We start from the raw sequence: 15,941 nt of genomic DNA, 5'->3' as shown, positions 1-15,941 counted from the left end.
ATATACCTGTATATCTATACAGTATAATTTATCTGGCAATCACTGCAATAGGGCGGAAATAAAAAAACGCCTTGCTGAGTTGCAAGGCGTTGATTTTAAATAAACTATTTCTTAGGTTGGGCGTCGATACATTGCCCATGTACTTGTTTGCCTTCTGGCGCCATCAAGTAAAGATAGAGCGGCATGATATCCGCTGGTGTCTTGAGCAAATCGGTGTCTTCGGCAGGGAACGCTTTGGCGCGCATGCCAGTACGTGTACCACCTGGGTTAATCGCATTAACTCGGATATTAGTATCGCTTAACTCATCTGCCAGTACTTGCATCATGCCTTCGGTCGCAAATTTAGACATGGCGTATGTGCCCCAGAAAGCTCGACCGATATGACCAACGGTTGATGAGGTAAAGACCATGCGTGCGTCGTCTGATTTGCGCAGTAGAGGCAATAAGGCTTGTGACAGTAGGAATTGTGCTTTGACGTTTACCTGCATCACATCGTCAAAGCTGTCTTCGCCGATTTGATCAAATGGGCTGATCACGCCGAGAATACTGGCATTGTGCAGTACGCCATCTAAACGACCAAACTGGCTTTCAATGGTGTCGACCATATCCAGATAGTTCTGTTTTGTCGCCCCTTTCATATCGAGTGGAATGATTGCCGGTTGAGGGTAGCCAGCACTCTCAATCTCATCATAAGTTTGCTCAAGCTTCTTTACAGTACGACCGAGTAAGATCACGGTTGCACCATGCTCGGCAAAGCTGATTGCAGCTTGTTTACCGATGCCAGCTCCAGCACCAGTAATTAGAATGACTTTATCTTTTAAAGCGTTATCAGCAACTGAATAATCCACGCTATGCTTCCTTATTGTTATGAACTGCTTTTCGTCTTCGTGACAAGTGGTTATGCCCAAGTGACCTCCAGGTACAGAATTCAGAGCGTAGTCACTAATTCGAGTTTAAGGAAAATAATGCAGTGGAATAGCATTCTATTGCCAAGTTATTTGACGCTAAAATCGGTTTAGTGGCCCGCTCCCGAAGGGCGAGTTGTCTTGGTTTGTATACTTTGTTGGTGATGTTTGATTTAGACCCACTAGATCTTCACATCACCGCCTAGCCTACAAACCAAGACATTCTCGCTGAAGCTCGCACCTTGAGGTTACTTGGGTATACAATACACTAATTCGCACATTGAGAGGATATTCAGCTTGGAATTTTTGTTGGACTACGGGCTATTTTTAGCCAAGATTGTGACAGTAGTAGTCGCATTAGTAGCGATTTTAATTATTGCTAAAAGTGCTGGTGGCAGAAGCGGTGCTGCAAAAGGTGAATTGGAAATCACCAACCTAACTGAGCAACACAAACATACGGTTGAGCAGTTAGAACATCATCTGCATGACGATGCTTTCCTTAAAGCTCGTGATAAGGCAGAGAAAAAGAGCGAAAAAGAGAAGAACAAAGCGCGCGACAAAGAGATCAAAAAAGCCGCGAAAGAGGGTGAGCTTGAGAGCAAGCGTGAGCCGCACCTGTTTGTGCTGGATTTCAAAGGCAGCATTGATGCCAAAGAAGTCGCTTCTCTGCGTGAAGAAGTAACAGCGATTCTGGCTGTGGCGCGCGAAGGTGACGAAGTGTTGCTACGTCTGGAGTCCGGCGGTGGTATGGTGCATGGCTACGGTTTGGCGTCATCACAACTGGATCGCCTTAAAGCTGCGGGTCTGCCTTTAACTATTTCGGTAGATAAAGTGGCGGCAAGCGGCGGCTATATGATGGCGTGTATCGCAGATAAAATTGTCTCTGCGCCGTTTGCCATTGTGGGTTCAATTGGCGTTATTGCTCAGCTGCCTAACTTTAATAAAGTACTGAAAAAGTATGATATTGAGTATGAACAGCTAACCGCAGGTGAGTACAAGCGCACTCTAACCATGTTTGGCGAAAACACCGATAAAGCGCGTGAGAAGTTCAAGCAAGAGCTTGAAGAGACTCATGTACTGTTTAAAGACTTTATCCGTGAACGTCGCCCAGATTTAGACCTTGAAAAAGTGGCGACTGGTGAACACTGGTTTGGTTCACAAGCTCTGACACTCGGTTTAGTGGATGAGATTAAAACTTCTGACGATATCGTCGTTGAAGCATGTAAAGATAAGACAGTGCTAGCGATTCACTATGTAGAGAAGAAAAAGATCACCTCGAAGCTTGCGGCTCTAATGGGCGAAGCGGCTGACAATGTGTTGATGAAATTGATCGACCGTGGTCAACGACCAATCGTTTAATCAGTGGCTCTCTGCTGAACATTATGCAAAACCGCGCCGGATAGGTGCGGTTTTTTATTGCGAGTTTGGCATGGTTTTACTTCGTTGAGGCTAGTAGAGCTTATTGTTGCCAAGCGGCACCTCCAGCGTATTGTCTTGCTGACGAATCGGCGCGCCAACCATTTCGTCGTAGGCGCTTTGCTGCCTTAATACCCATTTCTTTGCATTAAGATTGGCACACTGTTTTTGCAGCTCAACAATTGAGAAGGCGCGTAACATTTTACCCTTATCGTCGATAATAAAATGCTCCTCTCCATCGACCTCAACCGAGACTTGATAAAGTGATAAATCTAAAGAGTGAACAACCAGTTTATCGAGATAGAAAAACTGTTCGAGTGTGTGTAGCGACATTGCCATTTTCTGCTCCTTAGAATGCAAACTGATAACAGATACCTCAACTTTAGCTGAAACGATCAATTGATCGCTTAAAAGCTTGTTGCCGTAGAACACCTTCGATTGGATGGAAACAGTCGTTTCCGAATTCATTACAGAGGAAAGTATCTATGTTAAAACGCATCTTAGTTTCTATGACCACCTTGTTTGCGACGCTTGTTATGCTCTCATCGGCACAAGCTCACGACCATGGAATGAAGAAAGCAGACATTGTTGATGTTGCGGTTGAAAATGGTTCATTTACTACGTTGGTGGCAGCGGTAAAAGCGGCAGGCTTAGTTGAAACACTGAAAGGTGACGGTCCATTTACGGTATTTGCGCCAACGGATGACGCGTTTGCAAAACTACCAGAAGGCACCGTTGAAATGTTGCTCAAGCCAGAAAACAAAGACAAGTTGGTAGCAATTTTGACTTACCATGTTGTGCCAGGAAAAGTGATGGCTGCTGACGTGGTTAAGCTGGATAAAGCTACTACAGTGCAAGGACAAGATGTGATGATTAAGGTTAATGGTGACAAAGTGATGGTTGATAATGCCAATGTAGTCGCCACAGACGTCAAAGCGAGCAATGGTGTCATTCATGTGATTGATACTGTGATTATGCCAAAGTAATCAATAAGGATGACCCGCGGCTCTTCTAAGTAGAGGAGTCGCGCTTATAAATGTATGAGATTAGCCAAACTTAATCAGCAAGCTTTAGAAGGGATGGATCAACGTGGTCGGGTGCAATTGATCAACTCAGTGGTTGGTTATAAAAGCGCTAACTTGATTGGGACTGTTGACTCGAAGGGGTGTGAGAATCTCTCGATTGTTAGCTCGGTGATCCATTTAGGCTCGTCACCCGCTTTAATTGGTTTTATTTCCCGTCCTCACTCCGTGGAGCGTCATACTCTAGAAAACATTATTAGTGGTGGTTATTACACGATTAATGCCGTCTCTTCTGATATTGCCCAACAAGCGCACCAGACATCTGCTCGCTATGATAAGACGCAGTCGGAGTTTGATATGGTTGGGTTAACTGCTGAGTATGACGATGACTTCCCTGCGCCATTTGTGCAGCAAAGCACGTTAAAAATGGGCATGAGGTTGGTTGAACGCATCACCATTGCAACCAATCAAACTGAGCTTGTGATTGGCGAGATTGAGCGTGTTTGGATTGCGAAAAAAGCCGTTATGCCTGATGGTTATGTAGACGTCGAGTCGTTGCAGCTTGTCACTATTTCTGGCCTCGACAGTTACCATACTACAGAACGGCTACATCGTTTAAGTTATGCCAAACCTGACACCTTAATCTATCCGTTGACTCTGGAAGGAGAACCTTCTTCTTGGGTAGCGCTGGACAAATGCAAAATAGAAAAAGGGAGCCTTGACTAGGGGCTCCCTTTTTAATAACACCGACTATAGGGGGGAGGGTGTTAACCTTAAGCTTTCAGGAAGAATTGCTTGAGGGTTTAAACGCGATTAGATGCGGCCTTCACTGCCACAAACGCGAATCTTGCTCATCACGACTTCTTTCATCGCTGCTTTGCCAGGGATGATGTACTTACGTGGGTCGTTAGCATCTGGGTGGTCACCGAAGTAAGTCTTCACCGCATCAGCAAAAGCAATTTTCAGTTCAGTTGCGACGTTCACTTTACAGATACCTAGGTCAATACAACGACGCACCATCTCATCTGGCACACCTGATGCGCCGTGAAGTACTAGTGGGATGTCAACAACAGAGCGGATTTTTTCTAAACGTTCAAAATCGAGTTTAGGTTCTGCTTTGTATAGGCCGTGCGCAGTACCGATAGCGACAGCTAGAGAGTCGATACCAGTGCGACGTACGAACTCAGCAGCAGATGCAGGATCTGTCATTAGCGCGTCAGCGCTGTCAACGATTAGGTCGTCTTCTTGGCCACCTAAACGGCCTAGTTCAGCCTCAACACTTGCGTCGAAACGGTTACAGTAATCTACCACTGAACGTACGATTTCGATGTTTTGGTCAAAAGCATGGTGTGAACCATCGATCATTACAGAGCGAATACCTTGGTTGACCTTGCTGAAGATGTCTTGTTGTTCTTCGTGGTGGTCAAGGTGTAGTACTAGTGGAATCTTGTGTTTTTTCGCCGCTGACTTACAAATGTTGATTAGATAATCAGTGCCTGCGTAATCATAAGTACCAGGAGTACCCGCAAGAATAACAGGAGAGCCCATCTCAGATGCTGTTTCAACAATAACTTGAACGGTTTCTAGGTTATGAATGTTAAATGCAGGAACTGCGTAGCCACCTTGTTGAGCACGTTTTAGCATTTCACGAGAAGAAATTAGATACATAAAGCCTCCTGACTTGGTTCTTGCGCCTTAAATACAAGGCGTCCGTTGACCCAAGTTTTAATAATTGAAAAATCTGATTTAAGAGCAACCATAGAAGCGCGTTTGCCTACTTCTAAAGTGCCGAATTGTTCTTGCAAGCCTAAAGATTGTGCTGGGGTCAAAGACGCCATCAGCCATGCTTGCTCGAGTGGCAAGTTCAGCCACTGTTGAATGTTTTGTACTGCTTGAGGCAAAGTGAGAGTGCTACCAGCAAGGCCACCTGTGTCTGTCGTTACCACGCCATCTTTCATGTGCACGGTGTACTCTCCGAGAATGTACTCACCGTTTGGCATGCCAGTCGCACTCATTGCATCGGTGATTAGCGTCATGCGATTGCCGCAGCAACGATGAGCCACATCAATAGCAGCTGGGTGGACATGATGACCATCAGCGATCATTTCTACATAGCTGTTGGCATGAAGCAGGCCCGCACCAACTACACCTGGGTCGCGATGATGCAACCCGCGCATGCCGTTGTAACAATGCACAATGCCGCTTGCTCCAGCGTCTAGCGCTTGCTGAACTTGGTCGTAACTCGCATCAGTATGCCCAAGCATCACTTTGATGCCTTGCTTACGTAGGTAGCGAATCGCATCTAATGCGCCTGTTTTTTCTGGTGCTAAGGCGACAGTGATCAGGTGGTTATCGGTGTAGGAAATCCAGTTGTCGAGCTCTTCTACAGATAAATCACGGAACCACGCTGTTGGGTGTGCACCTTTGTTTTTTTCGGTAAAGTAAGGTCCCTCTAAATAGGCACCTAGGATTTCTGCGCCATCAACGCCTTGCTTCATACTCTTTCCTACTTGTTGTAGTGCTGAGCGAATCTTGGCAACAGGAGCAGTAACGGTTGTTGCTACAAAGCCTGTTACGCCAAGGCTGGCAAAGTATTGCGACATGGTATTTAAGCTATCGTGACTTGCATCCATCACATCACAGCCTTTTGCTCCATGAACATGACTATCAATCATGCCCGGTAGCAGACTCACTTCACCTAAATCGATGAAGTCGCTATGTTGCTGGTGGTTAAATGGCTCGATAGCGGTGATAGTGCCATCTTCACAGATCGTCACTAGCGCATCGTTTAGCCAAGTATCACCGTGCAACACGCGCTGAGCACGATAGCTTTGATGAGTTGGTGAGAGTCGATTAGATACCATCTTCTTCTACCGTTGCTTGCTGTGTTGATTTTGCTGCCATTTCTGCAGCTAGAGAGGTAATTCCGCGATGACCACATTCCAAAGCTTGATCACGGAATTCAATTAGGTTGAGCTCATCACGCTCAAGCAACATCTCAGCTGCCATTTGTAGGTTTGTGCCTGTCACAACTTCAATGTCGTCACGCTCTTGGCTTAGTAGTGAAGCTGTACGGAAAGGCGTGCCACCCAATAGGTCAGTCAGAAATACAATGCCTTCGCCAGAATCAATTTCTGCGATTGCTTCGCGCATTTGCGCTTCAAGTTGTGGAGTTGTTGCCTCTTCTGGAAAGTCGATAAATTTGAATTGTGGTTGTTCACCAATTACCTGAAAAATCGCTTTTGCGATGCCTGAAGCAAAACCACCGTGGCCAGATAAAATAACAGCAATCATTTTTGTTTCCTTATTGGGGCTGATTCGTCAGCCCCATTTTTCGTTTTTATTGTTTGGAGAAAGTAGGGGTTATAGGAAGCCCATGAAGCGACCAACGATACCTAGTGTTACAGTGATACCGATAAGTTTTAGTGGGCTCCAACCGCGTTTAACTAGTGCGTACATACATAGCGTGTAAACCAGTGGTAGGAACGCAGGCATTAGCTTGTCGATAACGTCAGCTTGTAGTTTGACTACCGCATCACCCGCCGTAATTTCAGCAGTGGTTGATAGGCGAACATACGTTGCTACAAGCGCGCCGATTACCGTCATACCAACCATTGAAGCTGCATGACCGACTTTCTTGGTGTTGGCTTTAATCACTGGGATTGCCGCCACACCCATGCGGTATGCGTAGTGTGCTAGACCAAAACGTAGACCGAAGTGCACAACGTTAAATAGTACGAAGAAGAACACAGCACCCATGATTGAGCCTTGCAGCGCAAGGTCAGCACCGATACCACCACAGATTGGTAGTAGGGTTAGCCAGAACATTGCATCACCGATACCGCCCATTGGAGCACCAACTGCGATTTTGGTACTTTGGATACTGTTGATGTTCTGTTTAGAACGTTCCATCGCCAGTACCACACCCATAACGAACGTTACTAGGAATGGGTGAGTGTTGAAGAAGCCCATGTGGCCTTGCATAGATTTCGCAAGGTCAGCTTTGTTGGTGTGAATCTTCTTCAGTGCAGGTAGTAGGCCGTATAGCCAACCAGAAGCCTGCATACGTTCGTAGTTGAATGATGCTTGGAGCAGTAGTGAGCGCCATGCCATGCGGTTAATGTCCGCTTTGGTTAGCTCTGCGCCAATCTCTTTGTTTTCGTATTCATCTGGATTTAAACCAGGAGCTGGTTGCACGTCAGCGTTATGTTTACGAAGGTCTAGTTCGTTGCTTACATTAGATTCCATCTTCAAAGTCCTCAGCTGGTGCAGTTACAGGAGTTGGTTCTGTTTTGCGCATAAAGTCGATGATTGCCATCGCTGTTGCAGCGGCTGCAATCGCAAGGATTGGTAGCTGAACCCAAGCGGCTGCTACGAAACCTAGGATGAAGTAAGGGATGTAAGCATTCTTCATCATGATCTTCATTAGTACTGCGAAACCGATAGCTGGCATGATGCCGCCCGCTACGCCTAGACCATCGATAAGATCTTTTGGTAGTACTTCAACGATTTTTCCAGCGTGCTCTGCACCTAGGTAAACTGGTAAGAATGCACATAGGAAGTAGAATGAACCTAGTACTGCAAGCGCCATGTAGTTCACGCGTTCGATACCGTCGGTATCCGCGTTTTGTGCAAACTCATCACACTTAGACATTACTGCTGACATTGCCGAGAACAGTAGGGTGATACCCATTTGTACCGCAACCGCAAAAGGTACTGCGACACCAACCGCGACATTAGGCTCAACTTTAGTGGTGATAGCGAAAGCCGTACCAACGATAGTACCGATGATTACGTTTGGTGGCTGAGCACCCGCAAGCGGAGCTAGACCCATCCAGATCAGTTCTAGCGTACCACCTACCAGAATACCGGTTTGCAAGTCGCCTAAAATTAGACCAACAAGCGGACCAAGTACTACTGGACGGTGGAAGTGAGTCAGGCCGTTGAACATATCAAGGCCGGCAAAGAAGGCTAGGATGCCGAGCATCACCGCCTGTAAGAGTCCTATTTCCATGATTGGTGTCCTTATTTTTAGATAAGAGTAAAGATGTCAGTTGCACTTTCAGTTGGTACACCTTGAATGGTGCACTTCACCCCTAGTGCTTTTAGTCGTTCAAATTCCGCCACATCCTCAGCATCAACTGAAACTGTTTTGGCAATTTGGTTTTTTCCTTCTGCGTAGTGCATGTTACCTACGTTGATATTGCTAATTGGCACGCCGCCTTCTACCAATTGACGGAAGTCTTTTGGAGTACGACAAACCAATAGAATGCGTTGACGATCTGAAGCTTTGTGAATAGTTTCGATAGTCTTTTGCACCGTCCAGAAACGAATCGCGATACCATCTGCGATAACCATTTCCATTAGGTTTTGTTGAATGGTGTCTTCTGCTACTTCATCGTTAACTACAACGATAATGTTGGCATCTGCAAAACCTACCCATTGCACGCCTACTTGGCCGTGAACTAGGCGCTCATCAATACGACTTAAAACGATATTTGGCATGATTATTTCCTTTAAAATTATTATTTGTTGTATGGGTAGATAGTGACGCCTTGCACCACTCGGTTTACTTCACCAGTTGGGCATGGATTGTCCGGGCCAAAACCAAGTTGAAGTGATTTTTCAAATGCCAGCATTTGGCAGAAGATGATGTATGGGAAGCACAGCCATTGATCACCAAGACCAAGTTGGCCTAGCTCAAATACCGCTTCTTCATTAAGTGGTTGCTCAGTGATCGCTACGTGCGCTAGTGTTTGTTTGTCGCGACGGATTTCGTTGAACAAGTCCAGATCGTATTGACGGGTGTAGGCATCACTTGAGAACAATTGAATAACCAGTGCCGTATCATCGATAGTGAACTTAGGGCCGTGACGGAAGCCAAGTGATGAGTCGTACGCGGTCATCACTTTACCTGCGCTTAGCTCAAGCGACTTCAGTGATGCTTCACGCGCTAGACCTGCAAAACCACCACTACCTAGAACGATAAGACGTTGGTAAGGTTGGTTTGCAAGCTCTTTAATCGCCGCTTGCCATTGCTCTAGTTTGCCTTCACAAAGTGCTGCTGTAGCTTCGATCTGCTCAGTCCAATCTGCAGGCGCTTTGCCGCCAAGTAGAGTCAGTGTTGACATCAGCATGCAGCTAAAGCTTGAAGTCATTGCAAAGCTCTTATCGTTTGAGCCTTCAGGCATTAGCATGCAGTAAGCGTTGCTAGCCGTTTCTGCGTAGCGAGATAGCGCACCTTCTGCATTACACGTCAGAAATAGGTGGTGGCAATCTGGTACGAGTTGGTCCACTAACGCAACTGCAGCCACACTCTCAGGGCTGTTGCCTGAGCGAGCGTAAGAGACAAGCAGCGTTGGTTGGCTTGGGTCTAGATATTGAGTCGGGTTCGATACCAAATCTGTGGTTGGAATTGACTCTACACGGAAACCTAGACCAGCACTTACAAACGGGGCCGCTGCATCACCAACGAATGCTGAAGTACCAGCACCAGTTAGAATGATGCGTAGGTCTGAACGCGCAAGAAGCGGGTTAAGGAAGGCACTCACAGCATCGTTTTGTTGTACTAGGATGTCAGACAGTGCACGCCACAAACGTGGTTGGTGACTGATTTCTTGTGCAGTGTGAACACCGTTGTGCTGTTCTAGCCACGGCAGTTCATAGCCTAAAAACGAACTCATTTGATAGTCTCCTTGCTAGCCACTGTGTTTGCGTAACAAGCCTCGGAATAAACTTCGGTTACTTCCATAATCTTGTGCATAACGATCTCAGCGGGCTGATTCTGAATTTGGTGTTGAGAAATAGCCTTAGCCTGGTTTGGAAGATATTGGCTAAGGAGTGTCACTGGCAGCGGGTTAGCTGTTAAGTTGTCAAACAGAGCTTGCTGAGCCGCTTTCACTTCTGGATGAGTCCAGTAGTAACGAATGCGATCACTCAAGCTATAGCTACAATCAAGGTATTGTTGATGTCCTTTGCTTGAGTAGTGTGAACGCCAGTAATTAGGTTGTTCATGCATCACTTGTTCAATTGTGTCGCGTAGGTGCGAAGCATGATGAGTGCCTAGCCATTCTTTTTCAGCTCGGTCTAGGCCATAAAGTGCCTCACGTAGAGCAAATGTTAGTGCTGGGCCAACTTTCAAAATTGCGAAGTGGTCACGCACTAGTTCATGGTAAGCGGTTGGATTTTGGTAATCAGTCGAATGCGCTTCAAACACAAGGTTAGGTTGGCTCTCGATAAGTTTGCTTAATGATTGTGCCGCTTGGCTTTCGTAGTGGTGAACACTGTGGTGATCAAACTCAACCCCAGGTTGAACGACAAGGCCAACCACGCGCGGCCATACATAGCCTAAGCCCATATCGCTGAATGCTTGGTGGTGAGCTTCTAATGTAGCAATCGCTTCCTCTGGCTTGGTGACTTCAATACCTTCTTCTTCAAGTGATTCAAGTGCGCCACCAGGCGTTGGAACTTCAGTTCCGACAACGTAAACTGGCGCTTCACCACCAGAGATTTTCCATGCATTCTCAGCAACCAGACATAATCTCGCCGCACGCTCCGCCATGACTTCTTCGCTTAGTGGCGTTTGGTCATCGGCACAAGACATTGAGCAGTCAAGGTGGATTTTCTTAAAGCCTGCGATAACGTAGTCGTTAATCATTTGCTCTGAGTAGTCCATCGCTTGAGCAGCAGGTAGGTTCTGCCAACAGTTAGGGCCTAAGTGGTCGCCACCTAAAACAATGTTTTCAGCTGGGAAATTTAGACGTTCAGCAAGCGCAAACACATGCTCTGCAAAGTCTTTTGGCGTCATGCCTGTATAGCCGCCAAATTGGTTGACTTGGTTTGACGTTGCTTCGATCAACACAAGCTGATTGTCTTGAGCCGCTTGTTTAATTGCGGCTTCAAGAACAAGGGGATGCGCAGAGCAAACAGAATAAATGCCCGTTGCTTGGCCTTGTTTATGTTGTTCGATAAGAGAAAGTAACGCTTTCATTTCTAATCCTAATTTACAGTTTGATCGGCAAGAATGACGGCCACACCCATTTCCGTTAATGCTTGGTGGATGGTGTGTGGAATATTGCTGTCGGTGACCAACACATCAATTTGGTTGGCAGCTCGAATCATGCAAAAACTCTTACGTCCAAATTTGCTTGAGTCAGTTACGGCAATCACTTGGCGAGCGACTTCGCACATCGCACGATTCATTTGCGCTTCATGATTGTCTGGCGTAGTAATACCCGCCTGTAGGTCAAAGCCATCGACGCCTAAAAATAGTTTGTCGAATAGATAAGCCCGAACTTGTTGCTCACCTTGATGACCGGTCAATGAGCACGATGCGCGGCGTAAGTTGCCACCGACTACGTGTAGGTCTACGTTCTCATTGTTGCTCAACTGGTAAGCGGTATTTAATGCATTAGTCATGACAACTAAATGCCGTTTATTACTGAGATATTGCGGCATCAAACCTATGGTTGTGCCTGAATCCAAAATGATGGTATCTCCGTCATTTACTAACTTGGCTGCAGCTTCTGCGATGTACTGCTTGGCACTGCGATTAAGTTGGTCCTTACGGTGCAATGGTTGTTCGAAAGCGAAGTTCGGGTTTAGTGTCGCGCCGCCGTAGCAACGAAATACGCAACCTTGCTTTTCCAGTAAGTTGAGATCATGACGAATCGTGACAGCGGAGACATTGTATTGCTGAGTAAACTCATCTACTTTGCCTGAACCATGGCTGCGAATATGCGCCATAATTTGCTGTCTTCGTTCTGCACTGGTCATTTACCAATTTCCCTTTCGTTACATTTCAATTTAAGGAATAAAATGTTTCGATTTCTTTTGATTTGCATTAAATCAGGAAAGTGGCGGGAAAAATGAAAGGTAGATCACAAACAGTTTCCTTTCGGTTTTGGCCTGTTTAGCCTTTCGTTTTTGATGAAGTGAAAGGTTTTTCTTTCAGTTTATGATGCTTATTTTGTGGAGAAAATCAGTGGTAGTGGGGGATTGGTAAACGAAAGAGTGAAAGAGGAGTGAAACGAAAGTGAAGTTAGGGGGTTTCGATATACAAATCGACGCAGATCACATAAATAGATCTTCTGCTCAATTGTGTTACCTAATTAAGCAAAAAAAAGAGCAACCGAAATGGGTTGCTCTTACGAACGAAAGGGTGACTGAAAGTGTAACTGTTGGTTATTTGAGCAATGGCGTTAGTGCTGACTTTCGTTTGACAGGAGATCAACGATATGTACATCGACGCCCATATCGGTCAGTTGATCAACATAATCTTGGGGAATGCCATCGTCAGTGATTAACACGTTGAGCTGCTCTGGTCTTGCGATTAAGCAAAAGCTTTGGCGGTTGAACTTTGATGAGTCAGTCACTGCAATGACAGTTTGCGCTGATTCAACCATCTTGCGATTAATGTCGGCTTCACCTTGGTGCGGGGTTGTAATTCCTGCGACTTTATCAAAGCCATCAACACCTAAGAAAAGTTTATTGAAGCGAAAGCCAGCAAGAAACTCTTCACCACCCACGCCATGGACCGAATAAGAGTTTTTGCGCATGACTCCTCCACTTACCATGACCTCAATATTGTCCTGGTTAGCAAGATGATAGGCGATATTAATGCCGTTAGTCATAACAATCAGGTTATGCTTTGGGTTAAGGTGATAAGCGATTTGCTCAGTGGTTGAGCCTGAATCTAGGATGATTTTGTCACCGTTTTGCACCAGAGATGCCGCATATTCCCCCAGCTTTGCTTTGACATCGCAATTGATTTGCTTTTTATCTATCAACGGCCGTTCGAAGGCAAACTGATTATTGAGTAAAGCTCCACCATAACAGCGAGTGACGCAGCCTTTCTTTTCCAGATAGTTGAGGTCATTACGAATGGTCACTTCTGAAACATTATAAAGTTCGGCAAAATAGTTCACTTCACCTTTTTGGTGAGTTTGAATGTACTGTAGGATTTCTTCACGCCTTTGGGCTGTGGTAGTCATAGGGTTTATCTCTATAAACTCAGTTGACGTCGATGATGTAAACACGTCTTAGCATAATAAACGATGGCAAGGTTGAATCAGACAAACTGCCCTTTATTAAAACAACGAAAGCATTCAGATTAACAACCTTTCGGTTTTAAAACATAATAAAACGAAACATGGCTGCGAGTTAAGCAGCATTTTTATCAAATGAGCAACAAACACAAGCGATGGCTAACCCAGACAATACGCCACAAAGGTGCGCCTCAACCGCGACTCTGGCGTGAATCATATCAGCCGTGGAAAGAGGGGAGCCCATAAACACTTCCCAGAGCACTTTTATCATCACGCCAGCAACCAGCAGCCAACTGCTCTTTCTTCCTTGTAATGCTTCTTTTAATGCATAAAAAGCAAACAGCCCATGCAGTGTGCCGGATAGGCCTACGTAACCTTGTATCGTGGTAAACAAAGTTCCAACGCCAACACTTAAGCTAACAGTGATTAATAAAATTGCGTAGCTCACAGCACTCGGTCGAAAGATAAAGGCAATGATCCATAGGGCGACGATGTTCATCGCCAGATGAGTGAGGTTGGTATGTGTGAAGTTTCCTGATAGGATGCGCCACCACTCTCCCTGCTCGATAGAATCGATGCGCCATTCAGCTAATGCGGACAGGTGCGGGATTTGTAGGGTTAAACAGATTAAACTCACCACTACTAACAGTAAGATTAACGGCACATAATGTCTCGATATTGTTCTCAATGCGGAAAGTCACTCAAAGCGTGTATTTGTCAATGGATACAAAGCCTAACATCGAATGTTGAGTTAATCATCCTACAACATCCGTCAGAAGCGAAACGTCCAATGGGTACGGCGCGTATTTTGACGCTTTCATTGCCCCACAGCCACCACTTTGTCGGTGAAGACTTCTCTCAGCACGCTGAGCTCAATCAGTTATTATCGCAGCAAGATGTCGCACATTTTGTCTTATATCCCGGCGAAACCTCACAAGAGGCGCAAGCGGAGCTATTGCATCAGCAACCCAAAATGCGAGTGATCTTACTCGATGGTACTTGGAAAAAAGCCTACAAAATGTGGCAGCTTTCGAACAATTTGCAGGCATTGCCATTGCTACGTTTACCGACCGAACTGAAAGGCAATTATCGCATTCGCAAAGCTCCAAGTGATAATGCGTTATCCACGGTGGAAGCCGGCTTTCATATACTGACATTGTTAGAGCCAGAGCGTGACTTTACTCCGCTACTCAGTACGTTTGACAACATGATTCAATTTCAAATTGAACAGATGCCACAAGGGGTGTTTGAGAAGAATTATCCTAGTAAGTAACTTGTCAGTTACGTCAACGCTATCTATAATTCATCGAAACCGTTGATAAATTGCCTAATTAACAGTCAATTGCGAGCGGTGCTTCGTATAATCCCGCTGATAGGGTGCGGGAGTCTCTACCTGAAGCCGAAAACTTCAGATTACGAAGAGTTAAGTGCATGGCGCTTTTCTCTTTGTATTGTCTAAAATTCTTGCGAGAAAAGTGCTTGTTAAACACCAATCTATTTTTTGAATGGGGAGACAAGCGTGAATCAAACTCAATTTATCCAGCAACTGCCAAAAGTTGAACTTCACTTACACATTGAAGGTTCATTAGAGCCAGAAATGATGTTTTCGCTCGCGCAGCGCAACAATATCCAATTGCCGTTTGCTACGCCTGAAGAAGTCAAAGCCGCTTACGAGTTTACCAATCTGCAATCTTTCCTCGATATCTATTATCAAGGTGCTAACGTTCTGATCAGTGAGCAAGATTTTTACGATCTGACGTGGGCATACATGCTTCATTGCAACCAAGACAACGTGATCCATACTGAGATCTTTTTTGATCCGCAAACCCACACCGCGCGTGGCATTGAGTTCGCGACCGTGGTTAATGGTATTGATCGCGCATTGCAAGATGCCGAGCAACAGCTTGGTATCACCAGCCGTTTGATTATGTGCTTTTTACGTCATCTTAATGAAGAGAGTGCGTTTACCACTCTTGAACAGGCACTGCCACACAAAGACAAAATCATTGGTATTGGTTTAGATTCATCGGAACTAGGTCATCCGCCGGAGAAGTTTATGCGTGTGTTTGCTAAAGCGCGTGAAGAAGGTTTCTTGACGGTGGCTCACGCGGGTGAAGAGGGACCGGTGAGCAATATTTACGACAGCTTAGAGCTACTCAATGTCTCTCGCGTAGACCATGGGGTGCGCTGTTCTGACGATGCGGTATTGGTCTCTGAACTGGCTGAAATCTCAATGCCATTAACCGTGTGCCCGCTATCCAATACAAAGCTCAAAGTGTTCGAAAAAATGGAGCAACACAACATTGTCGAGTTATTGCGCCAAGGGGTAAAAGTAACGATTAACTCAGACGATCCAGCCTACTTTGGCGGTTATATGACAGATAACTTCTTAGCGGTGGCGAATAGCCACGCGTTAACCGAAGCGGAGCTGGCACAGTTTACTCAAAATGCGATTGAAGCAAGCTTTATCTCACAAGTAGAGAAGGATGTACTTTCAGCGAAGTTAGACGCATATATGCAGAATAACTCTGCACGTTAAGCGAATTATACCT

The 15,941-nt window shown here is 45.6% G+C and carries 18 protein-coding genes and 1 riboswitch; of the genes, 5 read left to right on the top strand and 13 right to left on the bottom strand.

Annotated features, from left to right (window positions below; translation table 11 throughout):
- Positions 1-104: 104 nt before the first annotated feature.
- The gene (locus tag IRQ95_RS06715; RefSeq protein WP_075648723.1) at positions 105-848 is read right to left on the bottom strand and encodes a YciK family oxidoreductase; all 744 of its coding nucleotides are present in this window, start codon (positions 846-848) and stop codon (positions 105-107) included.
- 354 nt (positions 849-1,202) lie between these two features.
- Between IRQ95_RS06715 and sohB the strand changes: the two genes are divergently transcribed.
- The gene (sohB, locus tag IRQ95_RS06710) at positions 1,203-2,264 is read left to right on the top strand and encodes a protease SohB (RefSeq protein WP_194436219.1); all 1,062 of its coding nucleotides are present in this window, start codon (positions 1,203-1,205) and stop codon (positions 2,262-2,264) included.
- Positions 2,265-2,354: 90 nt separating this feature from the next.
- Here the strand turns inward: sohB and IRQ95_RS06705 are convergent, their stop codons facing one another.
- Positions 2,355-2,660: a DUF6482 family protein gene (locus IRQ95_RS06705; RefSeq protein ID WP_194436218.1), complete on the bottom strand. Its 306-nt coding sequence runs from the start codon at positions 2,658-2,660 to the stop codon at positions 2,355-2,357.
- Between the two features lie 146 nt (positions 2,661-2,806).
- Here IRQ95_RS06705 and IRQ95_RS06700 point away from each other — a divergent pair, with 146 nt between their 5' ends.
- Together IRQ95_RS06700 and IRQ95_RS06695 are read left to right on the top strand one after the other, a co-directional pair.
- On the top strand, positions 2,807-3,307 hold the full coding sequence (locus tag IRQ95_RS06700) for a fasciclin domain-containing protein (RefSeq protein ID WP_194436217.1): 501 nt from the start codon (positions 2,807-2,809) through the stop codon (positions 3,305-3,307).
- 54 nt (positions 3,308-3,361) lie between these two features.
- Positions 3,362-4,069 carry a flavin reductase family protein gene (locus tag IRQ95_RS06695; protein WP_194436216.1) on the top strand — a complete coding sequence of 236 codons (708 nt, stop codon included), beginning with the start codon at positions 3,362-3,364 and terminating at the stop codon, positions 4,067-4,069.
- Positions 4,070-4,156: 87 nt separating this feature from the next.
- On the opposite strand, the gene IRQ95_RS06690 is transcribed toward IRQ95_RS06695, so the two are convergent.
- The 11 genes from IRQ95_RS06690 to rrtA form a co-directional block, all read right to left on the bottom strand.
- Positions 4,157-5,011, bottom strand: coding sequence for a tagatose bisphosphate family class II aldolase (locus IRQ95_RS06690; protein ID WP_194436215.1), 855 nt, complete (start codon positions 5,009-5,011; stop codon positions 4,157-4,159).
- Complete coding sequence (gene nagA, locus IRQ95_RS06685; RefSeq protein WP_194436214.1) at positions 5,002-6,207, bottom strand: N-acetylglucosamine-6-phosphate deacetylase; 1,206 nt, start codon at positions 6,205-6,207, stop codon at positions 5,002-5,004. The genes IRQ95_RS06690 and nagA overlap by 10 nt, the downstream gene beginning before the upstream one ends.
- Positions 6,197-6,637, bottom strand: coding sequence for a PTS galactosamine/N-acetylgalactosamine transporter subunit IIA (agaF, locus tag IRQ95_RS06680; protein WP_194436213.1), 441 nt, complete (start codon positions 6,635-6,637; stop codon positions 6,197-6,199). Before agaF ends, nagA begins: the two co-directional genes overlap by 11 nt.
- A 69-nt stretch (positions 6,638-6,706) precedes the next feature.
- Positions 6,707-7,591 (bottom strand): PTS N-acetylgalactosamine transporter subunit IID, encoded by an 885-nt coding sequence (gene agaE, locus IRQ95_RS06675; protein ID WP_194436212.1) that lies wholly within the window; start codon positions 7,589-7,591, stop codon positions 6,707-6,709.
- Positions 7,581-8,357 carry a PTS N-acetylgalactosamine transporter subunit IIC gene (gene agaW / locus IRQ95_RS06670; RefSeq protein ID WP_194436211.1) on the bottom strand — a complete coding sequence of 259 codons (777 nt, stop codon included), beginning with the start codon at positions 8,355-8,357 and terminating at the stop codon, positions 7,581-7,583. Before agaW ends, agaE begins: the two co-directional genes overlap by 11 nt.
- A gap of 17 nt (positions 8,358-8,374) precedes the next feature.
- Positions 8,375-8,848: a PTS N-acetylgalactosamine transporter subunit IIB gene (gene agaV, locus IRQ95_RS06665; RefSeq protein WP_194436210.1), complete on the bottom strand. Its 474-nt coding sequence runs from the start codon at positions 8,846-8,848 to the stop codon at positions 8,375-8,377.
- Between the two features lie 20 nt (positions 8,849-8,868).
- Positions 8,869-10,026, bottom strand: coding sequence for an SIS domain-containing protein (locus tag IRQ95_RS06660; protein WP_194436209.1), 1,158 nt, complete (start codon positions 10,024-10,026; stop codon positions 8,869-8,871).
- Positions 10,023-11,333, bottom strand: coding sequence for a D-tagatose-bisphosphate aldolase, class II, non-catalytic subunit (locus IRQ95_RS06655; protein WP_194436208.1), 1,311 nt, complete (start codon positions 11,331-11,333; stop codon positions 10,023-10,025). Before IRQ95_RS06655 ends, IRQ95_RS06660 begins: the two co-directional genes overlap by 4 nt.
- An 8-nt stretch (positions 11,334-11,341) precedes the next feature.
- The gene (gene agaR / locus IRQ95_RS06650) at positions 11,342-12,118 is read right to left on the bottom strand and encodes a transcriptional repressor AgaR (protein WP_194436207.1); all 777 of its coding nucleotides are present in this window, start codon (positions 12,116-12,118) and stop codon (positions 11,342-11,344) included.
- Positions 12,119-12,543: 425 nt separating this feature from the next.
- Complete coding sequence (gene agaR, locus IRQ95_RS06645; RefSeq protein ID WP_194436206.1) at positions 12,544-13,335, bottom strand: transcriptional repressor AgaR; 792 nt, start codon at positions 13,333-13,335, stop codon at positions 12,544-12,546.
- A 169-nt stretch (positions 13,336-13,504) separates the two neighbouring features.
- Complete coding sequence (gene rrtA / locus IRQ95_RS06640) at positions 13,505-14,053, bottom strand: rhombosortase (RefSeq protein ID WP_348541586.1); 549 nt, start codon at positions 14,051-14,053, stop codon at positions 13,505-13,507.
- A 3-nt stretch (positions 14,054-14,056) separates the two neighbouring features.
- Here rrtA and IRQ95_RS06635 point away from each other — a divergent pair, with 3 nt between their 5' ends.
- Positions 14,057-14,662 carry a tRNA-uridine aminocarboxypropyltransferase gene (locus tag IRQ95_RS06635; protein ID WP_194436204.1) on the top strand — a complete coding sequence of 202 codons (606 nt, stop codon included), beginning with the start codon at positions 14,057-14,059 and terminating at the stop codon, positions 14,660-14,662.
- 63 nt (positions 14,663-14,725) lie between these two features.
- A riboswitch (purine riboswitch) is annotated at positions 14,726-14,825 on the top strand.
- Between the two features lie 83 nt (positions 14,826-14,908).
- Positions 14,909-15,928: an adenosine deaminase gene (locus tag IRQ95_RS06630; RefSeq protein WP_194436203.1), complete on the top strand. Its 1,020-nt coding sequence runs from the start codon at positions 14,909-14,911 to the stop codon at positions 15,926-15,928.
- The last annotated feature ends 13 nt before the right edge of the window (positions 15,929-15,941 follow it).

Origin of the sequence: Vibrio fluminensis, from assembly GCF_015278125.1 — a bacterium.
In the GTDB taxonomy this organism is placed as follows: Bacteria; Pseudomonadota; Gammaproteobacteria; order Enterobacterales; family Vibrionaceae; genus Vibrio; species Vibrio fluminensis.
This window is presented reverse-complemented; position numbering and strand designations above follow the sequence as displayed.